This window comes from Shimia haliotis (genome assembly GCF_900114415.1).
Lineage (GTDB): Bacteria > Pseudomonadota > Alphaproteobacteria > Rhodobacterales > Rhodobacteraceae > Shimia > Shimia haliotis.
Map to the genome: position 1 here is coordinate 402,198 of NZ_FOSZ01000002.1, position 21,557 is coordinate 423,754.

The window sequence follows — 21,557 nt, forward strand, 5'->3', positions numbered from 1 at the left end:
CCCACCCTTGCAACGCCTTGGCCGCGCGGTAAACAGGAAAATCGTTCGGTTTGCACCGGCACCATTCTTCACGACCCCACGTCGCCCTTTGCCGCATTGCAGCAAAATGTCTTGCAAATGAAATTTCGCAACTCTAGTTTCTCACGCAACAATATTGCCGACGTGTTTTTTGCACTGATTCAGGAGGCCCCTATGTCGCAGACGCAGCAAGACCGCACCAAGGATCGCCCGTGGCTGATCCGCACCTATGCCGGTCACTCCACCGCCAAGGCCTCCAACGCGCTTTACCGCTCCAACCTTGAAAAGGGTCAGACGGGCCTGTCGGTGGCCTTCGATCTGCCCACCCAGACCGGTTATGACAGCGACCACGTCCTGTCCCGCGGCGAGGTGGGCAAAGTCGGTGTGCCCGTCTGCCATCTGGGCGACATGCGCACGCTGTTTGATCAGATCCCGCTGGAACAGATGAACACCTCCATGACGATCAACGCCACCGCACCGTGGTTGTTGTCCCTCTATATCGCGGCGGCCGAGGAACAGGGGGCCGACGTCAGCAAGCTGCAAGGCACCGTGCAAAACGACCTGATCAAGGAATACCTGTCCCGCGGCACCTATATCTGCCCGCCCGAACCCAGCCTCAAGATGATCGCGGACGTGGCCGAGTATTGCTATACCAATGTGCCCAAATGGAACCCGATGAATGTCTGCTCCTATCACCTGCAAGAGGCCGGCGCGACGCCAGAGCAGGAGCTGGCCTTTGCTCTCGCCACCGCCATCGCAGTTCTGGATGCGCTGAAACCTCGTGTGCCCGCCGAAGACTTCCCTGCCCTTGCGGGGCGTATTTCCTTCTTTGTGAATGCCGGTATTCGGTTCGTCACCGAAATGTGCAAAATGCGCGCCTTTGTGGATTTGTGGGATGAAATTCTGGAAACCCGCTACGGAGTGGAAAACCCGAAATACCGCCGTTTCCGCTACGGGGTTCAGGTCAACTCATTGGGGCTGACCGAACAACAGCCGGAAAACAACGTATATCGCATTCTGATTGAAATGCTGGCAGTGACCCTTTCCAAAAAGGCCCGCGCCCGTGCTGTGCAATTGCCCGCATGGAACGAAGCGCTCGGCCTGCCCCGCCCTTGGGATCAGCAATGGTCCATGCGCATGCAGCAAATCATGGCCTTTGAAACCGACCTTCTGGAATATGACGATCTCTTTGACGGCAATCCCGCCGTGGATGCAAAGGTCGAAGAATTGAAAAACGGCGCGCGCAGCGAACTTTCCAATCTGGAAAGCATGGGCGGCGCAATTGGCGCAATTGATTATATGAAGTCCCGCCTTGTGGATTCCAACGCCGATCGCCTTGGCCGTATTGAAGCGGGCGAAACCGTGGTTGTTGGCGTCAACAAATTCCAGAAAGGCGAGCCCTCACCGCTTATGACCGGCGACGGCGGCATCATGGTTGTGGACCCCGCAGTGGAGCAGGAACAGATCAACCGCCTTGCCGAATGGCGCAGAGATCGCGACGCCGCCGCCGTCGAAAAGGCCCTCGCCGATCTGCGTGCAGCCGCGGCCAATGGCGACAACGTTATGCCGGCCTCCATTGCCGCCGCCAAGGCAGGGGTAACCACCGGTGAATGGGCGGCTCAGATGCGCAGCGTACACGGAGAATATCGTGGTCCCACAGGGGTTTCCGGCGCACCGTCCAACAAAACCGAAGGTCTGGATGACCTGCGTTCCGCCGTTGATGCAGTCTCCGACAAACTCGGTCGCCGCCTGAAATTCGTGATCGGTAAACCGGGTCTGGATGGTCACTCCAACGGCGCCGAACAGATCGCGTTCCGCGCCCGCGACTGCGGTATGGACATCACCTATGACGGCATCCGTCTTACACCCGAAGAGATCGTGTCCAAGGCGCTCGAGGACGACGCACATGTGGTTGGCCTGTCCATCCTGTCCGGCTCCCACATCCCATTGGTCGAAGACCTGATGGACCGCATGCGCGCGGCCGGATTGGGCGAAACTCCGGTGATCGTCGGCGGCATCATCCCTGACGAAGACGCAGACCGCCTGCGCGCGATGGGCGTGGCCCGCGTGTACACGCCCAAGGATTTTGAGCTCAATACAATCATGCAGGACATCGTGACATTGGCTGACCCCAAGGCCGTCGCCGCCCAGTAACAAAGCCCCGTAGTCGCCATTTTCCAGCCGCCAGAAAAGCCCCGAATTTCAATTCGAAATTCGGGGCTTTTTGCGATTTCGGGCCATATCTGCTAGGCTGTATTTGCATTTACACTAACACAAATAGCAACTTGCACCCCGAAAGGAATTTCCGTCGTAGTACTTTTTAGTCAATGAAGAGGATGGAATTGACATGAACTTGACCAAGATGTCGTATGACGAATTGGTGTCTCTAAAGTCGGAAATAGACATCGAAATCAAAAAGCGCGAGGCCGACCGCCGCAGAGATGCACTCAAAGCCGTAGAAGAAGCCGCAGAACAATTCGGCTATTCTCTTGCTGACCTCGCCGCAGCAACCGGCTTGGGAAAACGCCGTGGCTCCCTGAACAAAGGCGTGCCGAAATACGCGGATCCAGAGGACAAGACGCGCACCTGGACCGGCAAAGGCCGAAAACCCAAGTGGTTTGATGAAGCTCTGGCCGCAGGTGTTACACCGGAGCAGATGGAACTCTAGGGCCCTCCGCGCGGTTTCCCGCCTTTCAGATGTCTAAAAGGGTGTTTCGCCGGAAATCTCCTTGCAACCGGATACCGGTTTGCGGCATCTGGGCAAATCTTTTTACTTTTGATTGAATGGGAGTCCCCATGACTGTTCATATTGGCGCCAAACCCGGTGACATCGCTGAAACCGTCCTTCTTCCGGGCGACCCGTATCGCGCCCGCTGGGCCGCCGAGAACTTTCTCGAAGATGCGGTCTGCGTGAACGAAGTCCGCGGCATGCTTGGTTTCACCGGAAGCTACAAAGGCAACCGCGTCACGATCCACGGCACCGGTATGGGCATGCCCTCGACCTCGATCTATGTGAACGAGCTGATCAAGGACTACGGCGCAAAAACCCTGATCCGTATCGGGTCCGCCGGTGGCATGCAGGAGCACGTGAAAGTGCGCGACGTGATCATTGCGATGACAGCGTCGACCCTGTCCACACCGTCACGCGGCATCTTCAAAGAGCTGAACTTTGCTCCTTGCGCCGACTACGGTCTGCTGCGTGCCGCAGCCGATGCGGCCGAGGCCAAAGGCACACCGACCCACGTGGGCGGGATTTACAGCTCGGACGTATTTTATGACGAGCGCCCCGACCTGAACGAACAGATGGTGCGCCACGGCATTCTCGGTGTCGAAATGGAAGCGGCCGAACTCTACAACCTCGCCGCCCGCCACGGTGTGCGCGGTCTCGCGGTTCTGACGATCTCCGACCACCTTCTGACCGGCGAAGCGCTGCCGTCTGAGGATCGCGAAAAGAGCTTCGGTGACATGGTTGAAATCGCGCTCGAAGCTGCCTTCGCCTGAACCGACCAAGGTGCACGCCCCCGCGAGGAAAGCCGTGCCCAATCAAGCCAGTAACGCAACGCCCGCGCCATTCACCGGCGCGGGCGTTTCTTTTTTCGGCTTTCACCACCGACGCAATACCGACGTTTTACCGACGCAATACCGACGACGCCAAAACCGTCATTCACCAGATTAACCCTGATCCCGACCGTGGCTGCGGTCATAGCCGTTCATTGCAGCAGGCTCCCACCCGTCAAGCACACCCGCTTTGGGCGCAAAGACTTCCACCAATAACGGAAAACACGCCGCCTCATCCGAACTATGCTCTGCGCTGCAATCCCCACCGGGACAGGCCGACAGCCCGCCCAACAGGTCAATCTCGGCAAAGAACTCCAGATAATCACCTGGGCGCACAGGGCTGGCTTTCATAAAATACTGCCCCGTGTCGCGTGTGAAACCGGTGCACATAAAAACGTTCAAAACGTCATGCACATGCGGCTCCGCCTCGTGCAGCGACATCCCTGTGTGATCCGCCAATGCGCGCGTCAGGTTGGAATGACAGCAATAGTGATATTGGTTATCATTCAAAAGGTTAGACGTATAGGGATCGCACCTCGTGCCAATCACGTCATGTACCGACCCGCCATATTCATCGATCCCGTACCAGCCCAACGTATCTGCCACGATCGTCGCCATCGGCCGCAACGTCGGAAAGCTCGACCAAAGCCGCTCTCCGGTGGTCACATGGGTGCCATGCAATGCCCGCGTCTTGCCGGAATAGAACCGCTCCGACAGATCGTTCAGGTTCCAGAAATTCAAATCCCCGACCTGCGATCCTTCCACTGAGGAAATGCGCACGAAATGCCCTGCGGGCACCTCAAAACAACGCGCATCCCGTGCTGGCACCAAGGTTTCCCCGACCTTTTCTGCCCCATCCCTCGCGGCCTGATACAGCGCCAAGGGCACCTCGGGCAAAGTTTCATTCGGATAGCAGATCACAGGCTTTACCGCTTGCCGTTCTCTGGCATCTTCAGGCGTTTTACACATCTGCTAACCTCTTGTTTTCAAATCACACTGACCGCCCAACGGCGCGACCCGAGAAGATACAGCCGCCAAGGAAGGTGCCTTCAAGTGCGTTGTATCCATGGTAGCCGCCACCACCAAAGCCGGCAACTTCTCCGGCCGCAAACAGCCCCTCAAACGCAGTGCCGTCCGGACGCAAAACCTGCCCAGTCACATCCGTGTGCAAGCCGCCCAAGGACTTACGTGTCAGCACGTTCAAACGCACAGCGATCAACGGCCCGTTTTCACGATCCAAGATGCGATGCGGCTTGGCAGTGCGGATCAAGCGATCACCGCGATAATTACGAGCCCCGCGAATGGCGGTGATCTGGACGTCCTTGCTGAACTCGTTGTCTATCTGAGCATCGCGCATCTCGATTTGCGTGCGGATTTTCTCAATATCTACCGGCACTTGCGGTGTGATCTTGGTCATGCCCGAAACCAACTCTTCCAGACTGTCAGCGACCACAAAATCCTCACCATGCTCCTTGAACGCCTCCACCGGCGCAGGCGCACCTTTGTTCAGCATCCGCCGTTTCAGCACCTCAGACCACTTGCCCGAAGTCAGGTCGGGGTTCTGCTCAGAGCCCGACAACGCAAACTCTTTCTCGATGATTTTTTGCGTCAGAATGAACCAGCTGTGCTCATGCCCCGTCGACAGAATGCGCTTGAGCGTGCCTAGGCTGTCAAAGCCTGGCAAATAAGGCGCTTCCATACGCTCTCCATTGGCGTCAAACCACATTGACGACGGCCCAGGCAGAATGCGAATGCCGTGGTTTGGCCAAATCGGATCCCAGTTCGCCAGCCCTTCGGTATAGTGCCACATTCGGTCGCCATTGATGATGCCCGCACCCGCATTTTCTGCGACGCGCTGCATTTGCCCGTCCACATAATCCGGCACACCGGCAACCATGCGCTCGGGCGCCTTACCAAGCCGGTCCTCGGGCCAATACTGTCGCACCATATCGTGATCGCCGCCAATGCCGCCGGTGGTGATGACAACAGCCTCCGCGCGGTGCTCAAACGTGCCGATCACCTCGCGGCTGGTAGATTTACCGCGATCTGCACCATCGCTGGCCAGAACATCGCCCTGCACGCCTTTGACAATCCCGCCTTCAACGATCAAGCCGCTGACTTTGCGGCGAAATTCCATGGTAATCCGCCCCGCCGAAGCGTGGGCCCGCACCAAGCGTTCAAACGGTGCAACCACACCTGGGCCGGTGCCCCATGTGATGTGAAATCGCGGCACAGAATTGCCGTGCCCATGCGCCATCTCTCCGCCGCGTTCAGCCCAACCAACAATCGGAAACCACCGCATGCCGACCGACTTAAGCCACGGATGCATCTCGCCTGCTGCAAACTCCAGATAGGCTTCCGCCACCTTGCGCGGATTGGCGTCCTCAGGCCTGTCAAACTGCGCCGACCCCATCCAGTCGCCAGACGCAAGCGCATGGCTATCCTTGATCCCCATCCGCCGCTGTTCCGGCGTGTCGATCATAAAAAGGCCGCCCAGCGACCAGAACGCCTGTCCACCAAGGCTCTGTTCGCCCTCCTGATCAAGCAGCAACACTTTGCGCCCCCGATCCGCCGCCTCATTGGCAGCCACCAGACCGGCCAAACCACCGCCCACAACAATCACGTCAAACATGACAAAGCCTCCCCGTTTCCAGAGAGGCTAGTCAAACAAACCGGATGCTCCAAGAGCAACCTCGCGTCAGGGCTTGGTGCTGCGCCGAAACGCGGCCCGCACGATCGCCTTAAGCGGCTTTAACATAGGCGTAGTATGCTTCCTGCGCCGAGGTGTCCACTTTGCGAAGCGGCTGGTTGTAATAGGCATAGGACTGCTCAAGCAATTCCAATGCACGGGCGGCGAAATCTTCGGTCTTGGCGTTATCTGAGGGCGACATGAACTGTTCTCCAAATCTACTGAGTCGTCCCCTCCCTGCTCGCCGATATAGGCCTGTGCTGCGGCGCAGAAAAGAGCCTGAGACGCAATGGCGGCATGCAAAATATGCAATGGCATACTTAGGCGCACAAATGGCGGGAATTCCCAAAAAGTCGAAACAAATTGACGACTTTTTCCCCCTGAAAAACCAAAAAGGCGGCCCGAACGGACCGCCTTCATACTGCTTTTTCTTCTGTCGGATCAGACGTGGCGCTCGACCAGCATCTTTTTGATCTCGGAAATCGCTTTGGCCGGGTTCAGACCCTTCGGGCAGGTCTTGGCGCAGTTCATGATGGTGTGGCAGCGGTAGAGTTTGAACGGATCTTCCAGATCGTCCAGACGCTCACCGGTCGCCTCATCGCGGCTGTCGATGATCCAGCGGTACGCATGCAGCAGCGCGGCTGGCCCGAGGTATTTGTCGCCATTCCACCAGTAGCTCGGGCAAGAAGTCGAGCAGCTGGCGCACATCACACATTCATACAGACCATCAAGTTTCTTGCGGTCTTCAATCGACTGTTTCCACTCTTTTGCAGGGCGGTTGGTCTTGGTTTCCAGCCACGGCATGATCGACGCGTGCTGTGCATAGAAATGGGTCAGATCAGGGATCAGGTCTTTCACAACCGGCATGTGCGGGAGCGGATAGATCTTCACGTCGCCTTTGACCTCATCAAGGCCATAGATGCAGGCCAGCGTGTTGATCCCGTCGATGTTCATCGCGCAGGAGCCACAGATGCCTTCACGGCAGGAGCGGCGGAAGGTCAAAGTCGGATCGATCTCGTTCTTGATCTTGATCAGCGCGTCCAAAATCATCGGACCGCATTTGTCCATATCAAGGAAGTACGTATCAACGCTCGGGTTTTTGCCATCGTCCGGATTCCAGCGATAAATCTGGAATTTGCGCACGTTGGTTGCGCCTTCCGGCTTTGGCCAAGTTTTACCGGTGGTGATCCGGCTGTTCTTGGGGAGGGCAAATTCGACCATGGTCTTTCCTTCCTATCCGTGGGTCAGCGCGCGACGCGCGTCCCTTCGTCCTTCTCAGGCCTTCCGATCCGTCCGATCAAAAAGCGATTGATTGTCTTTCACCAGCGCGGCGACCTTTTTTCGGGCCGGTTGGGCAAGGCCCAAACCATTGAGCTGGCGCATGAATTCCAAAGAACCCGCATTCAGGCTCTGATTGCTGCGTCCCGCGAGGGGCGCCAGCGTGTTGATCTCGTCATCTGTCAAACCAGCCAACTTCAAAAGTTGCTGACCGGGGCGTTCAGGCGTGGTTTCCTCCTCAAGAGCAAAAACACTCAGGCGGTCCTTGCCAACCACATCTGCGATCTCTTGCGCCACCGCAGACCAGTCACGCGCTTCCGCCACCTCGGCCTCAAACTGCGCCTTGGTGCCTGCGTAACTATCCGACTTAACTGCCTGATTATACACGCTCTTCAGCCAGCCATCGCGCTCACGCGTATAAAACACGTAGTCGGGCTTAAACGGCGCCAATTCGGCCTCAATCAGTCCCATGATCTCACCCGCCCGAGGATAAAGCGCCCGCACATCGCGCCGCCCCATCATCGCTCCGATGATGTTCTCATGGCTGATGATGCAAACGCGTTCATCCCCTTCAAGCTCGGCTCGCACCTGCCCCAGCAAATTCACCAGCGACGTCTTATGCGCCGCAGGCTTCAAGCTATACATGGCACAGGTTTTGCCCAACTCGCGGGTCAGAGAGCCCTTGGTTGGCACACGGATATCCACCCGCCCCGCAAGCGCTTCCTGATTGAGTTTCAGGAAGCGATGCAATGAGGTCGAACCGGTTTTCTGGGCACCGATATGAACGATGACCCGCCGGTTGGCCGATATGTCGCGCGCCGCGCTCAAGAGCCAGCCTTAGAACGTCCGCGCCTTGGGCGCGATCTTCTTGAGGCTGATGCCGCCTTCGTCTTCATTGGTCAGCGGGTCGGTGATCACTGGGCGATAGCTTAGGTCCACCTTTTTGCCGTCAATGCGGCTGACGGTGTGCACACGCCAGTTCTTGTCATCACGCTCGGAATAATCCTCATGCGCATGTGCGCCGCGGCTTTCCTTGCGGGCTTCAGCACCATGGATTGTCGCCAAAGCGTTTGGCATCAGGTTGGTCAGTTCCAGCGTTTCCATCAGGTCGCTGTTCCAGACAAGCGAGGTGTCGGTGACGTGCAGGTCGTCCATCTTGGCTGCAATCGCCGTCATCTTCTCGACACCTTCTTTCAGCGTCTTGTCGGTGCGGAACACCGCGGCGTCAGCCTGCATCGTGTGCTGCATCTCAAGACGCAGTTCAGCCGTCGGCACGCCGCCTTTAGCATTGCGCAGGTTGTCGAAACGATCAAACGCCGCATCCACAGACGCTTGGTTCAGCACAGGGTTGGGCGCGTCCGCATCCACCACCTTGCCTGCGCGGATCGCAGAGGCACGGCCAAAGACCACGAGGTCGATCAACGAGTTGGAACCCAGGCGGTTGGCACCGTGCACAGAGGCACAGCCCGCTTCACCCACGGCCATCAGGCCTGGCACAACACCGGTCGGGTTGTCTTCTGTCGGGTTGAGAACCTCACCCCAATAGTTGGTCGGGATACCGCCCATATTATAGTGAACGGTCGGCAGAACCGGGATCGGCTCCTTGGTCACGTCCACGCCCGCAAACACCCGTGCGCTTTCCGAGATCCCCGGCAGACGCTCGGCCAGCGCTTCGGCCGGCAAGTGGTTGAGGTTCAGGTAAATGTGGTCGCCATTGTCGCCCACACCACGACCTTCGCGAATTTCCATAGTCATGGAGCGCGACACGTAATCGCGCGGTGCGAGGTCTTTGTACTGGGGCGCATAACGCTCCATGAAACGCTCGCCTTCGGAGTTGGTCAGATAACCACCCTCACCACGCGCGCCTTCGGTGATCAGACAGCCGGAGCCATAGATACCGGTCGGGTGAAACTGTACGAATTCCATATCCTGCATCGGCAGGCCCGCGCGTGCCACCATACCGCCACCGTCACCGGTGCAGGTGTGTGCGGAGGTCGCAGAGAAGTAGGCACGGCCATAACCGCCTGTGGCCAACACCACCATTTTGGCGTTGAAGATGTGCATGGTGCCGTCGTCAAGCTTCCAGCAGACCACCCCCTGACACTGCCCGTCCTCGGACATGATCAGGTCGATCGCGAAATACTCGATGTAGAATTCAGCGTTGTTCTTGACCGACTGGCCATACAACGTGTGCAAGATCGCGTGACCGGTCCGGTCCGCCGCTGCACAGGTCCGCTGCACGGCGGGGCCTTCGCCGTATTCAGTCGTGTGCCCACCAAACGGACGTTGATAGATCTTGCCTTCTTCGGTACGCGAGAACGGCACGCCATAGTGCTCCAGCTCGTAAACCGCCTTGGGCGCTTCGCGGGCGAGGTATTCCATAGCATCCGTATCACCCAGCCAATCAGAGCCTTTGACGGTGTCATACATATGCCACTGCCAGCTGTCGGGCCCCATGTTGCCAAGCGAGGCAGCAATGCCGCCCTGTGCCGCAACCGTGTGGGAGCGGGTCGGGAAAACCTTGGTCACGCATGCTGTGCGCAGACCCTGTTCTGCCATACCCAAAGTGGCGCGCAGACCGGCGCCACCGGCACCCACCACGACCACGTCGTATTCGTGTGTTTCGTATTCGTAAGCAGCCATGTCTCAGATCCTCAAAGCGCGATTTTCGCCAGCGCGAACAGGCCGGCCGCTGTCAGGCCGTAGGTCATTGTGATCACCAGGATGATCAGGACTTTCTTGGTCGATTTGCGGGTGTAGTCCTCGATCATCATCTGCGCGCCCTTGCGAAAGTGCGCGAGGCCAAAGACCAGCACCAGCGCCGACAGGATCGCTGGGAACGGACGGCTCAACGAAGCAATCACCTGTTCATGCGGCGCGCCAAGAAGCGAGCCGAACATGTAAATGAAGGCCGGCACGATGAACGCCAGCCCAACGGCACTGACTTGCATATACCAGTGATGCTCTGTGCCGGCGTGGGCAGAGCCACGGCCTTCGGCACGTTTGCGGTCGGTCAGAAAACGCATGATAGGCCTCCTCAGACGATAATGATTGTCAGAACGGTCAAAACGACCGAACCGATGATGCAGGCCCAGCCGAGCTTTTCGGCGGTGGGAATATCAAGTCCCTTGCCCGCATCAAAGATCAGGTGACGCAGTCCGGCAAGGTAGTGATACCAAAGGCCCAGCGCCGAGAGAGCAAAGAAGACATCGCCCACGAGGCTCGTGGCAAAACCATTGGCCACAGCGAAATGCTCCGGCCCGGCCGCAGCGGCCAGAAGCCACCAGACGATAACAAAAGTCGTGACGATCATCGCATTGCCCGTGATCCGCGTCAGGATCGACGTCATCGACGTCAGCTGTGGGCGATAGATTGTCAGGTGAGGTGAAAGCGGGCGTTCGACCCTTTTCGCGTCAGCCATGTTGAATCCTTTCCGGTTCCCTTGCCACTTTACTAACGTTTTTTCGCGGCCTGTCACGTTGCGGGCCAGCAAAAAGCCGCGCTTTTTTGGCACAGTTTGCGCTTATTTGGAGCTTTGTGATCACACCCAATAAATCGTGATCACAAATTTCAAACCTTATAAATTCAGTCAGAATTCAATTGCGCAATTCCTGTGCATTTCCAGAGAGAATATCCCGAATCCGACGTTCGGGAAACTGTTTGCGCTCACATCATCCGAGGAATTTATGGCGATCCCGCAAACTGCTCGGCCACTTCGCGGATCAACTTTTGCCGAATGCGCGCCGGATAGTCCTCAAATCCGTTTGCGGTGACGACAAAGGCGCCCGCTCCCGTGATCACATTCTCCCAGAAATACCCTGTCAGGTCGGCCTCATCGGTTTCGATCACCAATGCGTTGACCGTCACCCCCATTGCCGCCAAACGCCCCCGCCCTTCTGCCGGCGCAATGCCCTCATTGGAAATCCCGTCGCCCGACACATCCACAACCTGACGACGGCACTCAGGCGCTTTTTCCATAAGATCCGCGCCACGCCAAAGCGCGTCGCCGATCGCCGTAGAATACTTGGACCACGCCCGTGGCATGGCCTCGACCGCCAGCGCCAAGGCTTCTGCGTCTTGCGCATTGCGCACCCGCGCCCAAGGCACCGACACCTGCTGTCGCCGCGTACCGGTCCATTGCATCAACGCAACCGCAGCTTCGGCCTTGATCAGCGCCTCAACAACAACCCCGTCCCGTAATCCCGTGGCCAGGCCATCCATCTGAATGCGATATTCCTGCGGATCAATGCTTCCAGAGACATCCACCGCCAACAACAGCGCAATGTCGCATGCCGCAACGGGGGAGGCCGCCAAAGCGACAGAGAAGGATGCCAGACGCAACATAGGCACAGCCTACAACGCTAGCCCGCGTCGCAAAATCACCTTGTCGTGTGGCTTAAAACTCCGGTGCCATCTCCACCAATGCGTCGGCAAATTCTGTGCACATCACGATTTCCCGTGCGGCGGGATCATAAAACGCGTTGGCCTCGTCACACTCCAGAACCGAGACAAACAAATTCTGCGGCAGGCGGAACTCCTCATTCAGCGCCTGAACCTCTGCCTCAACGATCTCGGCGGTCAACGCGCCACCATCCGTGTTCACCTCCACCTCGCCCATGCGGATGGTGGTCCCACCTTTGGCGGACACGATCTCGTCCATCGCCGCGCCCCAACTGGCGGCGGCCTGATCATACTCATCGGGGCAATAGTCGGCTCGCTCCTCCGGCAGACCAAGCTCAAGCGCCACATCTTCGCGTGCATCGGGATTGGCCCCGTAGAAAATGCACACCGTATTGTAGTAGCGCTGCAAATCCGGCCCGTGCACATCCCAGAAGGCAATTTCCGCGGTGGCCTCAGCCTCGCCCAGAAATCCAAAAGCGGCGTCGTAAGCGATCTGAACCGCCGCGTCCTCCTCATAGAAAGCATCTATCAGGAAAATCGACAACACATCCGCCGCATCCTCTTCCTGCCCGAAAATCGGCAGATCGAGGACATCGATCAAAGCATGCCCTAACTCGTGATAGAAAATCCCGAGCAGGTTGCTTTCGACATATGACAGAGTCGCTTCGTCTGTGCGGTCAAAATTCACTTCGGCCTGCACTGGGCAGGCCAAAGCAAGAGAGGCGGCAAAAAGGCATGATTTCAGCATGCCGGTATCACATCGGCATGAGCGCCCAGTAGTCAAGATCAAGCAGGACGTCAGGCTGATATTTTCCATCTTCACCCTTAAGCGCAAACGGCTCTCCGCCTTTGGTCGCCACCAGACGCAGTCGGATCGCACCAACGCCGGGCGCGGAGGTCTCGGCCTTGTCCAGCACCTCGGACCATGCCTTGACCGTCAGACCGGAGAACGCCGGATTGGCATGTGCACCACCGTTCAGGCCGACAATCATCTGCGCATTTGCGAGACCGTTGAAGCTCAGGGCGCGCGCCAGCGAAATAATGTGCCCACCATAGATCAAGCGCTGCCCATCAGGACGGAAAGTGGCATCAAAATGCACCTTGGCCGTGTTTTGCCAAAGCCGCGTCGCCATCATATGCTCCGCTTCCTCCAGCGTCACACCATCGACGTGGTCGATGGTCTCACCGATTTCATAATCGCCCCAACGATGCGCTTCACCCGCTTGAGTGAAATCATAACCCGAGAAATCCAATCCTTCAGGGATCACCAGATCCGCAGGGTCGATCACTTTGGACAGTTCCGGCACCACCGTTTCCGGCGCAGGCGCATCCACATCACGTTTGCGCACCATGACCCAGCGCACGTATTCCATGACCACCTCGTCACGCTGATTCATGCCGCGTGTGCGCACGTAAACCACACCGGTTTTGCCGTTGGAATTCTGTTTCAGACCAATCACTTCGCTGGAACTTCGCAGCGTGTCACCGGCATAAACGGGCTTCAACCAACGCCCTTCGGCATAGCCAAGGTTCGCCACAGCATTCAGCGACACATCCGGTACGGTTTTGCCGAAAACCACGTGAAACGCCGCCAGATCATCCAGCGGAGATTGCGGCAAGCCAGACGCCCGCGCGAACTCGTCGCTGGAATACAAGGCGTGCCGCGCCGGATAAAGCGCGTGATACAAAGCCCGCTCCCCAGCTCCCACTGTGCGCGGCACAGCGTGATCAATCACCTGCCCCAGCGCATAATCTTCAAAAAACCGGCCCGGATTGGTCTTGGCCATCAGTGTTCTCCCAGTTTGATCTCCGGGGTGTAAGTGCCTTCGACTTCCTTCACCACCGCCTGACCGCAGCGCATGACGCCTGTGGCCTGACAGAAGGTCTGGGTCGGGGAGCCATGCAGCTCCCACCCCTTGTTAAGTGCGTCTGTCACTTTGTGGCAGAACGCTGACGTGTCTTCCTCAGACAGAAAACGATAAAGTTTCATGGGGTTACGCTCCAAATGGGGACGGGCCCACCAGCCCGTGAATGAAGCCAATTACACCCACAAGGATGATGGACGCCACCAGGAACATCCCGTCCTTGGCGATGCTGCCGTGCTCGGTGGGCTCCCATGGCCCTTCGGCGCGGTTGATGATCACGATCTCAAGCAGCGACCACACCAACAGCCCGCCGAACAAAACCACCGACGGCATATCCGGATTGACCCACAAATGCGCGCCCGCCCAAAGTGCAAACCCGATCAGCATTGGATGGCGCACGCCGTTAAGCAGCTTGCCCTTGCGTGGTGCAGGGCTCATCATAAAGATCGCAATCAACACCGCGAGGTTGTTGATATGTTTGGCAAAACTCGGCGTGGACCACAGCGTGTCCGTCACCTCTGCACTGCGGTAGCCCAGCGTCATCAGCACGATGGACAACAAAAGCAGCAGGGCCACGATGCCCTTGCCTTTGTCGCCCATCGGCTCCCGCACACCGGGCATCGCACGTTTAAAGAAATGGGCACCGGCCCACAGCAAAACTCCCAAAACCAATAAAGTCATCTGGCTCCCTCGCTAGAAAATTGTGTTTCGGGAGAAACGTTACTCTTCCAGCGCGGCGATTGCATCCGCCTTCGCCAAAATCTCACGGGCCGTCACAACGTGCAGGTTTTCGACAATCTTGCCGTCCACCACCGCAACACCCTGACCGCTGGCCTCGGTTTCTTCATAAGCCGCAATCTGGCGCTTCGCCAAATCGATCTCGGCCTCGCTCGGCGCGAAAGCTGCGTTCGCCACATCGACTTGCGCGGGGTGAATAAGCGTCTTGCCATCAAACCCCATGTCGCGGCCCTGATCGCATTCCACCTTCAGCCCGTCTGCGTCTTTGAACGCGTTATAAACGCCATCCACAATGACAATGCCCTCGGCCTTGGCCGCCAGCAAACACAGACCGAGACCGGCCATCATCGGCAGACGGTCAGCGCGGAACCGGGTCTGCAATTCCTTGGCCAAATCATTGGTGCCCATGACAAAACCCGTCAGTTGCGGATGCGCAGCAATCTCGGCTGCCTTCAGCATCCCACGCGGTGTTTCCATCATCGCCCAGATCGGTTTTTCCCCAATCAGCGCCGCCAGCGCATCAAGCTGCGCAGTGCTTTCAACCTTCGGCAACAGCACCGCGTCGCAATCCATCGCAGCGGCAGCCTTGGCATCCGCTTCGCCCCACTGGGTGTCCAGCCCGTTGATACGCACGATCCGCATCCGGCTGCCATAGCCGCCCTGCTCCAACGCAGCCGCCAAGGTCGCGCGGGCGTTCTCTTTCTCGTCAGGCGCTACAGCATCCTCAAGGTCAAAGATGATCGCATCCACAGGCAGGCCGCGGGCCTTTTCCAGCGCCCGATCCTTGGACCCGGGAATATATAGAACCGACCTATAGGGACGTGCGCGCTGATCCATGACTCTCTCCGTAATTTTGTTGCGCAGAATGGGGCATTTTTCTCAGATAACTTCAAGGCAAATTTTGCCGCACCGCAGAAATACCCGCCGTAACGCCCCGTCTTTTTGCCACTGCGCACGCCGCATTAACCAAAATTTCCCGCGACACACACCACGCTATTGCGATCAACGGGGGCACCAAGAGCCGATCAATCGGCCTCCCTCATCACATCATTTGAAAGGACAGGCAGATGAACCCTATTGATCTCAAGGTGGCCTTGGGCTTTGGACTTCTGATCATGGCTGCAACCCACGCCGATGCGCAAAACAACTGCGCCGCGCGGGAAACCGTCATTCAACGGCTTGCCGATCGCTATGGCGAAACCCGTCAGGCCCTCGGCCTCGCCCAGCAAGGCGCGGTCTTTGAAATGTTTGCCTCGGAAAACTCCGGAAGCTGGACCATCACAGTGACCATGCCCAACGGCACCACATGTCTGGTGGCCAGCGGACAGGCCTATGAGGAACTGGCAGAGGCGCTTCCACCGCAGGGCGATGGCGCCTAAGTCAGTGCGTCAAAAACCAGCTTGAGACCGGTGAGCGAGAGCAACACATAGGTCACGCCGAAGAAAGCCCGCTCCGGTATCGCATAGTGGGCTTTCACGCCAATGTAAGCGCCCAGAACAGCAAAGGGCGCAAGCATCACGTCCGCCCAAAGCGTTTGCACCGTAAACGCGCCAAGAAACGCATAGGGCACAAATTTTGCGATATTTATGACCCAGAAGGTCAATACCGTGGTCGCCTGATAGGTGGTTTTACCCACGCCCCGCGACAACAGATAAACCGCGGCAGGTGGCCCGCCCGCGTGGCTGACAAAACTGGTGAAACCGGCAACCAGTCCCGCGACATACCCCGCCCAAACCGGCATCGACATCCGCCGTTTCGCGCTCGGCCAAAGCTGCCACGCGACAAAACCGAGCGAAACCGCGCCAATCAAAAGGCGCAAAACATCGTCGTTGGCCACCGAAAAAAGCCACACACCCAGCGCCACACCGGGCAAGCCGCCCAGGATCAACACCCGCGCTTCAGGCCAGCTCCACTTGTTCCAGTAGGGCCGCAGTGTGATCAGATCCACCAGCATCAACAACGGCAACATCACGCCCAACGCTTCGCGAGGTGGCATCACCAAGGCCAAGAGGCTGGCGGAGGCAAAGGCTGCGCCGGATCCAAAACCTGCCTTTGACACGCCGGCAAAGACAACCGCCAGCGCGGCCAAAACAAAAATCGGGACAGAATCAATCAAGACACTGCCCCCTCTTTTGCGAAATTTTCAGGCGAAACCGCCTCAGCTGCCCTTCAAAATCTTCTTGCGCTGCTGTTCGTATTCTTTCTCGGTCAACAGCCCCTGCTTGTAAGCCGCTTCAAGAGATTCAAGCTCCTGACCAATTGTGGTTGTTTGCACGTTGTTGTTTGTTGTGCCGCCGCCACAGGCCGAAACGGTCATCCCGATGAACGCCAATGCAATCAGGGTTTTTAGAGCAGATTTCATAAGACCTGGTCCTCAGTATTTGTGTTTGTCCTGACGACCATCTACGCCTACCCCGCGCGATATTGCAAGCGCGCGCTGAGCTAGAAATCGGCCACTTTCTGCAAGAGCAAACACGGGACTCGCAACCATGCCGCACCTGCAAACACTTGCTTCAAGGCGAGATTCCGCTTAAGCCACCCGCGACAATTCACACGGACCGGAGATTGATCCCATGGCACGACCCAAGATCGCCCTCATCGGCGCAGGTAACATTGGCGGCACGCTCGCCCACCTCGCCGCCCTCAAAGAACTCGGTGACGTCGTTCTCTTCGACATCGCAGACGGCCTGCCGCAGGGCAAAGCGCTCGACATCGCGGAATCCGGCCCCGTTGAAAAAATCGACGCCGCCATGTCCGGCACGTCCGACTATGCCGACATCGCCGGCGCAGACGTCTGCATCGTGACCGCTGGTGTTGCTCGCAAGCCAGGCATGAGCCGCGACGACCTTCTGGGCATCAACCTCAAGGTTATGAAATCCGTTGGCGAAGGCATCGCAGCCCACGCGCCCAACGCATTTGTCATCTGTATCACCAACCCGCTGGACGCGATGGTTTGGGCACTGCAGAAATTCTCCGGCCTGCCGACTCACATGGTCTGCGGCATGGCAGGTGTTCTGGACAGCGCGCGTTTCCGCCACTTCCTCGCCGAAGAGTTCAACGTTTCAATGCGCGACGTAACCGCATTTGTTCTGGGCGGCCACGGCGACACCATGGTGCCGTCCGTACGTTACTCCACCGTTGCCGGTATCCCGCTGCCTGATCTGATCGAAATGGGCTGGACCACACAGGAAAAACTGGACGCCATGGTGCAGCGCACCCGTGACGGCGGTGCCGAAATCGTTGGCCTGCTGAAAACCGGCTCCGCATTCTACGCACCTGCCGCCTCCGCCATCGAAATGGCCGAGGCTTTCCTCAAAGACCAGAAACGCGTTCTACCCTGCGCCGCCTACTGTGACGGCGACCTTGGCGTAAAAGACATGTATGTCGGCGTTCCCACCGTCATCGGCGCCGGCGGTGTCGAGAAAGTTGTGAACATCAAGCTCAACAAAGAAGAGCAGGACATGTTCGACGTATCCGTGAACGCGGTGAAGGGTCTCGTAGACGCCTGCAAAGGCATCGACGGCTCGCTGGCGTAAGCCACACCAAAGCACATCTGCAAAAGCCCGCCACACCGGCGGGCTTTTCTTTTTGGCGCACCCCCTTGCCTGAAAACCCTTTTGCCGCCAAACAATTGGCATGATCGGTCTGAACCGCCCCCTCGACACGACCAATGGCCTCAAACTGTTGGGAGAGCGCAATTCCGGCACCAATGTGCTGGAACATCTGCTGCAGCACATTCCCGATCTGCATCTTTTTCCCAGCCTTCCCATGCTGACGTGGCGCGAAGTTCACCGGTTCAGGCATCCTCTTTCAGCGCTCTGGCGCTACCACGCGGCCCGAGAAGAAACTCTGGACCATTGGCACACCCGCGACCTGCCAATATCCGGTGGCTGGAAACACGCAGCCCCCAATCAGGAATTTCGCTCCAGCTTCCTAAAAACAAAACAGCCCGCCGTCCTGATTATGCTGCGCCATCCGGCAAGCTGGCTACGCTCCATGCACCGCAACCCGTTCCACACCTTGGTCAAAGTGCCCACAGACTTCTCCGCCTTCATACGCACCGATTGGCAAGTGACCATGCGCGACGGCGTGCCGTCTGCTCCGCTGCCCGCGCTCTACGCGGCCAAACTCAAGACCTATGCCGACCTGCTCGCCAGCTATCCCAACAGCGCGCTCATCCGATACGAAGACCTGCTAAGTGATCCCACCGCGACACTGACCGCACTTGGTCTGGAAGGGCCTGCGCCGTTCGCCCTTCCCGCCGATGACCCGCGCGCCTTTGCGAAACCATCAAACTCCACGTCCTTTGGCGACAGGGCCGCCGCTAGCTTCGACAACCTCTCCGCCGCGGATCGGACAGTTGTCTGCGATTGTCTGGATGGCTCGCCCGCGTCGGACCTCTATCCCAGCTGATCAACACTAAAGACTCAGGTAACGCTTTGCGTTTACCCTACTGGCAAATATTTCCTGATTTGAGGCTTTGACATGCACACCAAACTTCTCCTTGCGCTCTCGCTGCTGGTGTCCTTCACCCTGTCCGCTTGCGGATCCAACGAGGATCTTCCGGTGCGTACCACACCGCAGCTTGAACATCCTGTGACCGGCAAAATCTCCACCGGCGAAACCTGACCCACCACCACACGTTCGTTGGCAACGGGGCCCCCTTGTCGCAACCATCATGGCGACCACAACCACGCCCGTCGGCCACAAGTTGCCCAAACTCATCGGTTTGAGTCGGTCTGCCGTGCCATTTAGGCAATCCTAACCCCGAATTGCTGCATCCCGCCAATTTTGTGATCACACTTTTTCTGAGTGTGATCACAAACAGCGAAAAATGCGCTAACATTTCAGAAATCGCTATATCCCCTTGCGTATCATGTGGCAAAACTCCGCCAATCGCAGCAAGATGGGACAGTTCCATGAACATCCACGAATATCAGGCGAAAGCCCTGCTTCGCTCCTACGGCGCTCCGGTGTCCGAAGGGCGCGTTGTTCTCAAAGCAGAAGATGCCAAAACCGCCGCCGGTGAACTTGACGGCCCGCTCTGGGTTGTAAAGGCACAGATCCACGCAGGTGGCCGCGGCAAAGGTTCCTTCGTAGAACCCGACGCCGGTGAAAAAGGCGGTGTCCGCCTCGCCAAGTCGGTTGAAGAAGCCGCCGAAGAAGCCAAAAAGATGCTGGGCCGCACCCTTGTGACCCACCAGTCCGGCCCTGCCGGCAAACAGGTGAACCGCATCTACATCGAAGACGGTTCCGACATCGAGCGCGAACTCTATCTCGCGCTTCTGGTGGATCGCCAGACCTCCCGCGTCAGCTTCGTCTGCTCGACCGAGGGCGGCATGGACATCGAGGAAGTGGCCGAAGCCACGCCTGAGAAAATCCTGTCTTTCTCCGTAGACCCAGCCACCGGCTACCAAGCCTATCACGGCCGCCGCGTTGCTTTCTCTCTGGGCCTCAAAGGTGCACAGGTCAAAGAATGCGTCAAACTGATGGGCATTCTCTACAAAGCCTTCATGGAAAAAGACATGGAGCAGCTGGAGATCAACCCGCTGATCGTCATGCCTGGCGGTGCACTCAAAGTGCTCGACGCCAAGGTTGGCTTTGACGGCAACGCCATCTACCGCCACCCCGATGTGGCCGAGCTGCGCGATGAGACTGAAGAAGACCCCAAAGAGCTTGAGGCGTCCAAGTATGACCTCAACTACATCGCTCTGGACGGTGAAATCGGCTGCATGGTGAACGGCGCCGGTTTGGCGATGGCCACCATGGACATCATCAAACTCTACGGTGCAGAGCCTGCCAACTTCCTCGACGTAGGCGGCGGCGCGACCAAAGAGAAAGTGACCGAAGCGTTCAAGATCATCACCTCTGATCCAAACGTCAAAGGCATCCTCGTGAACATCTTCGGCGGCATCATGCGCTGTGACGTGATCGCAGAGGGCGTTGTGGCGGCTGTCAAAGAAGTGGGCCTGCAGGTTCCACTGGTTGTGCGCCTCGAAGGCACCAACGTCGAAGCCGGCAAAGAGATCATCAACACCTCCGGTCTTGATGTGATCGCAGCGGACAACCTGTCCGACGGCGCCGAAAAAATCGTCAAAGCGGTGAAAGGATAACACCCATGGCCATTCTCGTAGATGAAAACACCAAGGTTATCTGTCAGGGCTTCACCGGCTCACAGGGCACCTTCCACTCTGAACAAGCCATCGCCTATGGCACAAAAATGGTCGGCGGCGTGACCCCGGGCAAAGGCGGCATCGACCACCTCGGCCTGCCGGTCTTTGACTCGGTCCACGACGCCAAAGCCAAAACCGAAGCCAATGCTTCCGTGATCTACGTTCCACCGCCCTTCGCCGCGGATTCGATCCTCGAGGCGATTGATGCGGAAATGGAACTGATCGTTTGCATCACCGAAGGCATTCCGGTGCTGGACATGATGAAAGTGCAGCGCGCACTGGAAGGTTCCGCCTCCCGTCTGATCGGCCCCAACTGCCCCGGTGTCATCACGCCGGATGCGTGCAAAATCGGCATCATGCCGGGCCACATCCACAAACGCGGCTCTGTCGGCGTTGTGTCCCGCTCCGGCACCCTGACTTATGAGGCTGTCAAACAGACCGCCGACATCGGTCTGGGCCAGTCCACCGCCGTGGGCATCGGCGGCGATCCGATCAAAGGCACCGAGCATATCGACATCCTAGACATGTTCCTCAGCGACGACGAAACCCAGTCGATCATTATGATTGGTGAAATCGGGGGCTCCGCAGAAGAAGAAGCCGCTGAGTTCCTCGCGAATGAGCGCAAGAAAGGCCGCTGGAAGCCGACCGCAGGCTTCATCGCCGGCCGCACGGCCCCTCCCGGCCGCCGCATGGGCCACGCGGGCGCGATTGTTGCCGGTGGCAAAGGTGGTGCCGACGACAAGATCGCCGCGATGAAAGAAGCCGGCATCGTTGTTGCCGACAGCCCCGCCGGTCTCGGCGAAGCTGTGCTCAAAGCCATCGAGCTGGGCTAATTTG

25 protein-coding genes are annotated in these 21,557 nt (G+C 58.1%); 9 read left to right on the plus strand and 16 right to left on the minus strand.

All coding sequences use genetic code 11. From position 1 onward, the window contains the following. The first annotated feature begins 192 nt into the window (after positions 1-192). The 3 genes from BM069_RS07365 to deoD all read left to right on the plus strand — a co-directional run bounded on the left by BM069_RS07365 (position 193) and on the right by deoD (position 3,519). On the plus strand, positions 193-2,172 hold the full coding sequence (locus BM069_RS07365; RefSeq protein WP_093322841.1) for a protein meaA: 1,980 nt from the start codon (positions 193-195) through the stop codon (positions 2,170-2,172). Positions 2,173-2,365: 193 nt separating this feature from the next. Continuing rightward, positions 2,366-2,686, plus strand: a complete 321-nt coding sequence (locus BM069_RS07370; RefSeq protein WP_093322340.1) for an H-NS histone family protein — start codon at positions 2,366-2,368, stop codon at positions 2,684-2,686. A 128-nt stretch (positions 2,687-2,814) separates the two neighbouring features. After that, positions 2,815-3,519 carry a purine-nucleoside phosphorylase gene (deoD, locus tag BM069_RS07375; protein ID WP_093322343.1) on the plus strand — a complete coding sequence of 235 codons (705 nt, stop codon included), beginning with the start codon at positions 2,815-2,817 and terminating at the stop codon, positions 3,517-3,519. A gap of 171 nt (positions 3,520-3,690) precedes the next feature. Here deoD and BM069_RS07380 read toward each other — a convergent pair whose 3' ends face one another. From BM069_RS07380 to BM069_RS07440, 14 genes are all read right to left on the minus strand, one after another. Further along, positions 3,691-4,545 carry an urea carboxylase-associated family protein gene (locus tag BM069_RS07380; protein ID WP_093322346.1) on the minus strand — a complete coding sequence of 285 codons (855 nt, stop codon included), beginning with the start codon at positions 4,543-4,545 and terminating at the stop codon, positions 3,691-3,693. Positions 4,546-4,567: 22 nt separating this feature from the next. Then, positions 4,568-6,208, minus strand: a complete 1,641-nt coding sequence (locus BM069_RS07385; RefSeq protein ID WP_093322348.1) for an FAD-binding dehydrogenase — start codon at positions 6,206-6,208, stop codon at positions 4,568-4,570. 109 nt (positions 6,209-6,317) lie between these two features. Further along, positions 6,318-6,467 (minus strand): hypothetical protein, encoded by a 150-nt coding sequence (locus BM069_RS19800; RefSeq protein WP_170846697.1) that lies wholly within the window; start codon positions 6,465-6,467, stop codon positions 6,318-6,320. A gap of 239 nt (positions 6,468-6,706) precedes the next feature. Beyond that, positions 6,707-7,486 carry a succinate dehydrogenase iron-sulfur subunit gene (locus BM069_RS07390; RefSeq protein ID WP_093322351.1) on the minus strand — a complete coding sequence of 260 codons (780 nt, stop codon included), beginning with the start codon at positions 7,484-7,486 and terminating at the stop codon, positions 6,707-6,709. 54 nt (positions 7,487-7,540) lie between these two features. Continuing rightward, the gene (locus BM069_RS07395; RefSeq protein ID WP_093322353.1) at positions 7,541-8,371 is read right to left on the minus strand and encodes a hypothetical protein; all 831 of its coding nucleotides are present in this window, start codon (positions 8,369-8,371) and stop codon (positions 7,541-7,543) included. Positions 8,372-8,380: 9 nt separating this feature from the next. Then, positions 8,381-10,186, minus strand: a complete 1,806-nt coding sequence (gene sdhA, locus BM069_RS07400) for a succinate dehydrogenase flavoprotein subunit (RefSeq protein ID WP_093322356.1) — start codon at positions 10,184-10,186, stop codon at positions 8,381-8,383. A gap of 11 nt (positions 10,187-10,197) precedes the next feature. Next, entirely contained in the window at positions 10,198-10,569 is a 372-nt protein-coding gene (sdhD, locus tag BM069_RS07405; protein WP_093322358.1) for a succinate dehydrogenase, hydrophobic membrane anchor protein, read from the minus strand. An 11-nt stretch (positions 10,570-10,580) separates the two neighbouring features. Next, complete coding sequence (gene sdhC, locus BM069_RS07410) at positions 10,581-10,964, minus strand: succinate dehydrogenase, cytochrome b556 subunit (protein WP_093322843.1); 384 nt, start codon at positions 10,962-10,964, stop codon at positions 10,581-10,583. 263 nt (positions 10,965-11,227) lie between these two features. After that, entirely contained in the window at positions 11,228-11,887 is a 660-nt protein-coding gene (locus BM069_RS07415; RefSeq protein ID WP_093322361.1) for a DUF1194 domain-containing protein, read from the minus strand. A 52-nt stretch (positions 11,888-11,939) separates the two neighbouring features. Continuing rightward, a complete protein-coding gene (locus tag BM069_RS07420; protein ID WP_093322364.1) occupies positions 11,940-12,692 on the minus strand; it encodes a DUF4344 domain-containing metallopeptidase in 753 nt (250 codons plus the stop codon). A gap of 7 nt (positions 12,693-12,699) precedes the next feature. Further along, positions 12,700-13,731 carry a MaoC family dehydratase gene (locus BM069_RS07425; protein ID WP_093322367.1) on the minus strand — a complete coding sequence of 344 codons (1,032 nt, stop codon included), beginning with the start codon at positions 13,729-13,731 and terminating at the stop codon, positions 12,700-12,702. After that, the gene (locus tag BM069_RS07430) at positions 13,731-13,934 is read right to left on the minus strand and encodes a DUF1737 domain-containing protein (protein ID WP_093322369.1); all 204 of its coding nucleotides are present in this window, start codon (positions 13,932-13,934) and stop codon (positions 13,731-13,733) included. Before BM069_RS07430 ends, BM069_RS07425 begins: the two co-directional genes overlap by 1 nt. 4 nt (positions 13,935-13,938) lie before the next feature. Next, positions 13,939-14,490: an NnrU family protein gene (locus BM069_RS07435; RefSeq protein WP_093322372.1), complete on the minus strand. Its 552-nt coding sequence runs from the start codon at positions 14,488-14,490 to the stop codon at positions 13,939-13,941. Between the two features lie 39 nt (positions 14,491-14,529). Next, a complete protein-coding gene (locus tag BM069_RS07440; protein ID WP_093322375.1) occupies positions 14,530-15,384 on the minus strand; it encodes an HpcH/HpaI aldolase/citrate lyase family protein in 855 nt (284 codons plus the stop codon). Between the two features lie 230 nt (positions 15,385-15,614). Here BM069_RS07440 and BM069_RS07445 point away from each other — a divergent pair, with 230 nt between their 5' ends. Continuing rightward, the gene (locus BM069_RS07445; RefSeq protein WP_093322377.1) at positions 15,615-15,926 is read left to right on the plus strand and encodes a hypothetical protein; all 312 of its coding nucleotides are present in this window, start codon (positions 15,615-15,617) and stop codon (positions 15,924-15,926) included. On the opposite strand, the gene BM069_RS07450 is transcribed toward BM069_RS07445, so the two are convergent. Together BM069_RS07450 and BM069_RS07455 are read right to left on the minus strand one after the other, a co-directional pair. Then, positions 15,923-16,663 (minus strand): sulfite exporter TauE/SafE family protein, encoded by a 741-nt coding sequence (locus tag BM069_RS07450; protein ID WP_093322380.1) that lies wholly within the window; start codon positions 16,661-16,663, stop codon positions 15,923-15,925. The two genes, BM069_RS07445 and BM069_RS07450, sit on opposite strands and share 4 nt — an antisense overlap. Positions 16,664-16,705: 42 nt before the next feature. After that, on the minus strand, positions 16,706-16,909 hold the full coding sequence (locus BM069_RS07455; RefSeq protein WP_093322382.1) for a hypothetical protein: 204 nt from the start codon (positions 16,907-16,909) through the stop codon (positions 16,706-16,708). 211 nt (positions 16,910-17,120) lie between these two features. Here BM069_RS07455 and mdh point away from each other — a divergent pair, with 211 nt between their 5' ends. From mdh to sucD, 5 genes are all read left to right on the plus strand, one after another. Continuing rightward, positions 17,121-18,083 (plus strand): malate dehydrogenase, encoded by a 963-nt coding sequence (mdh, locus tag BM069_RS07460; RefSeq protein WP_093322385.1) that lies wholly within the window; start codon positions 17,121-17,123, stop codon positions 18,081-18,083. Between the two features lie 100 nt (positions 18,084-18,183). Further along, positions 18,184-18,960 (plus strand): hypothetical protein, encoded by a 777-nt coding sequence (locus BM069_RS07465; protein WP_093322387.1) that lies wholly within the window; start codon positions 18,184-18,186, stop codon positions 18,958-18,960. Positions 18,961-19,032: 72 nt separating this feature from the next. Next, complete coding sequence (locus BM069_RS19805) at positions 19,033-19,176, plus strand: hypothetical protein (RefSeq protein WP_170846698.1); 144 nt, start codon at positions 19,033-19,035, stop codon at positions 19,174-19,176. A gap of 290 nt (positions 19,177-19,466) precedes the next feature. Next, the gene (sucC, locus tag BM069_RS07470) at positions 19,467-20,660 is read left to right on the plus strand and encodes an ADP-forming succinate--CoA ligase subunit beta (RefSeq protein WP_093322390.1); all 1,194 of its coding nucleotides are present in this window, start codon (positions 19,467-19,469) and stop codon (positions 20,658-20,660) included. A gap of 5 nt (positions 20,661-20,665) precedes the next feature. After that, on the plus strand, positions 20,666-21,553 hold the full coding sequence (gene sucD, locus BM069_RS07475) for a succinate--CoA ligase subunit alpha (protein ID WP_093322392.1): 888 nt from the start codon (positions 20,666-20,668) through the stop codon (positions 21,551-21,553). The last annotated feature ends 4 nt before the right edge of the window (positions 21,554-21,557 follow it).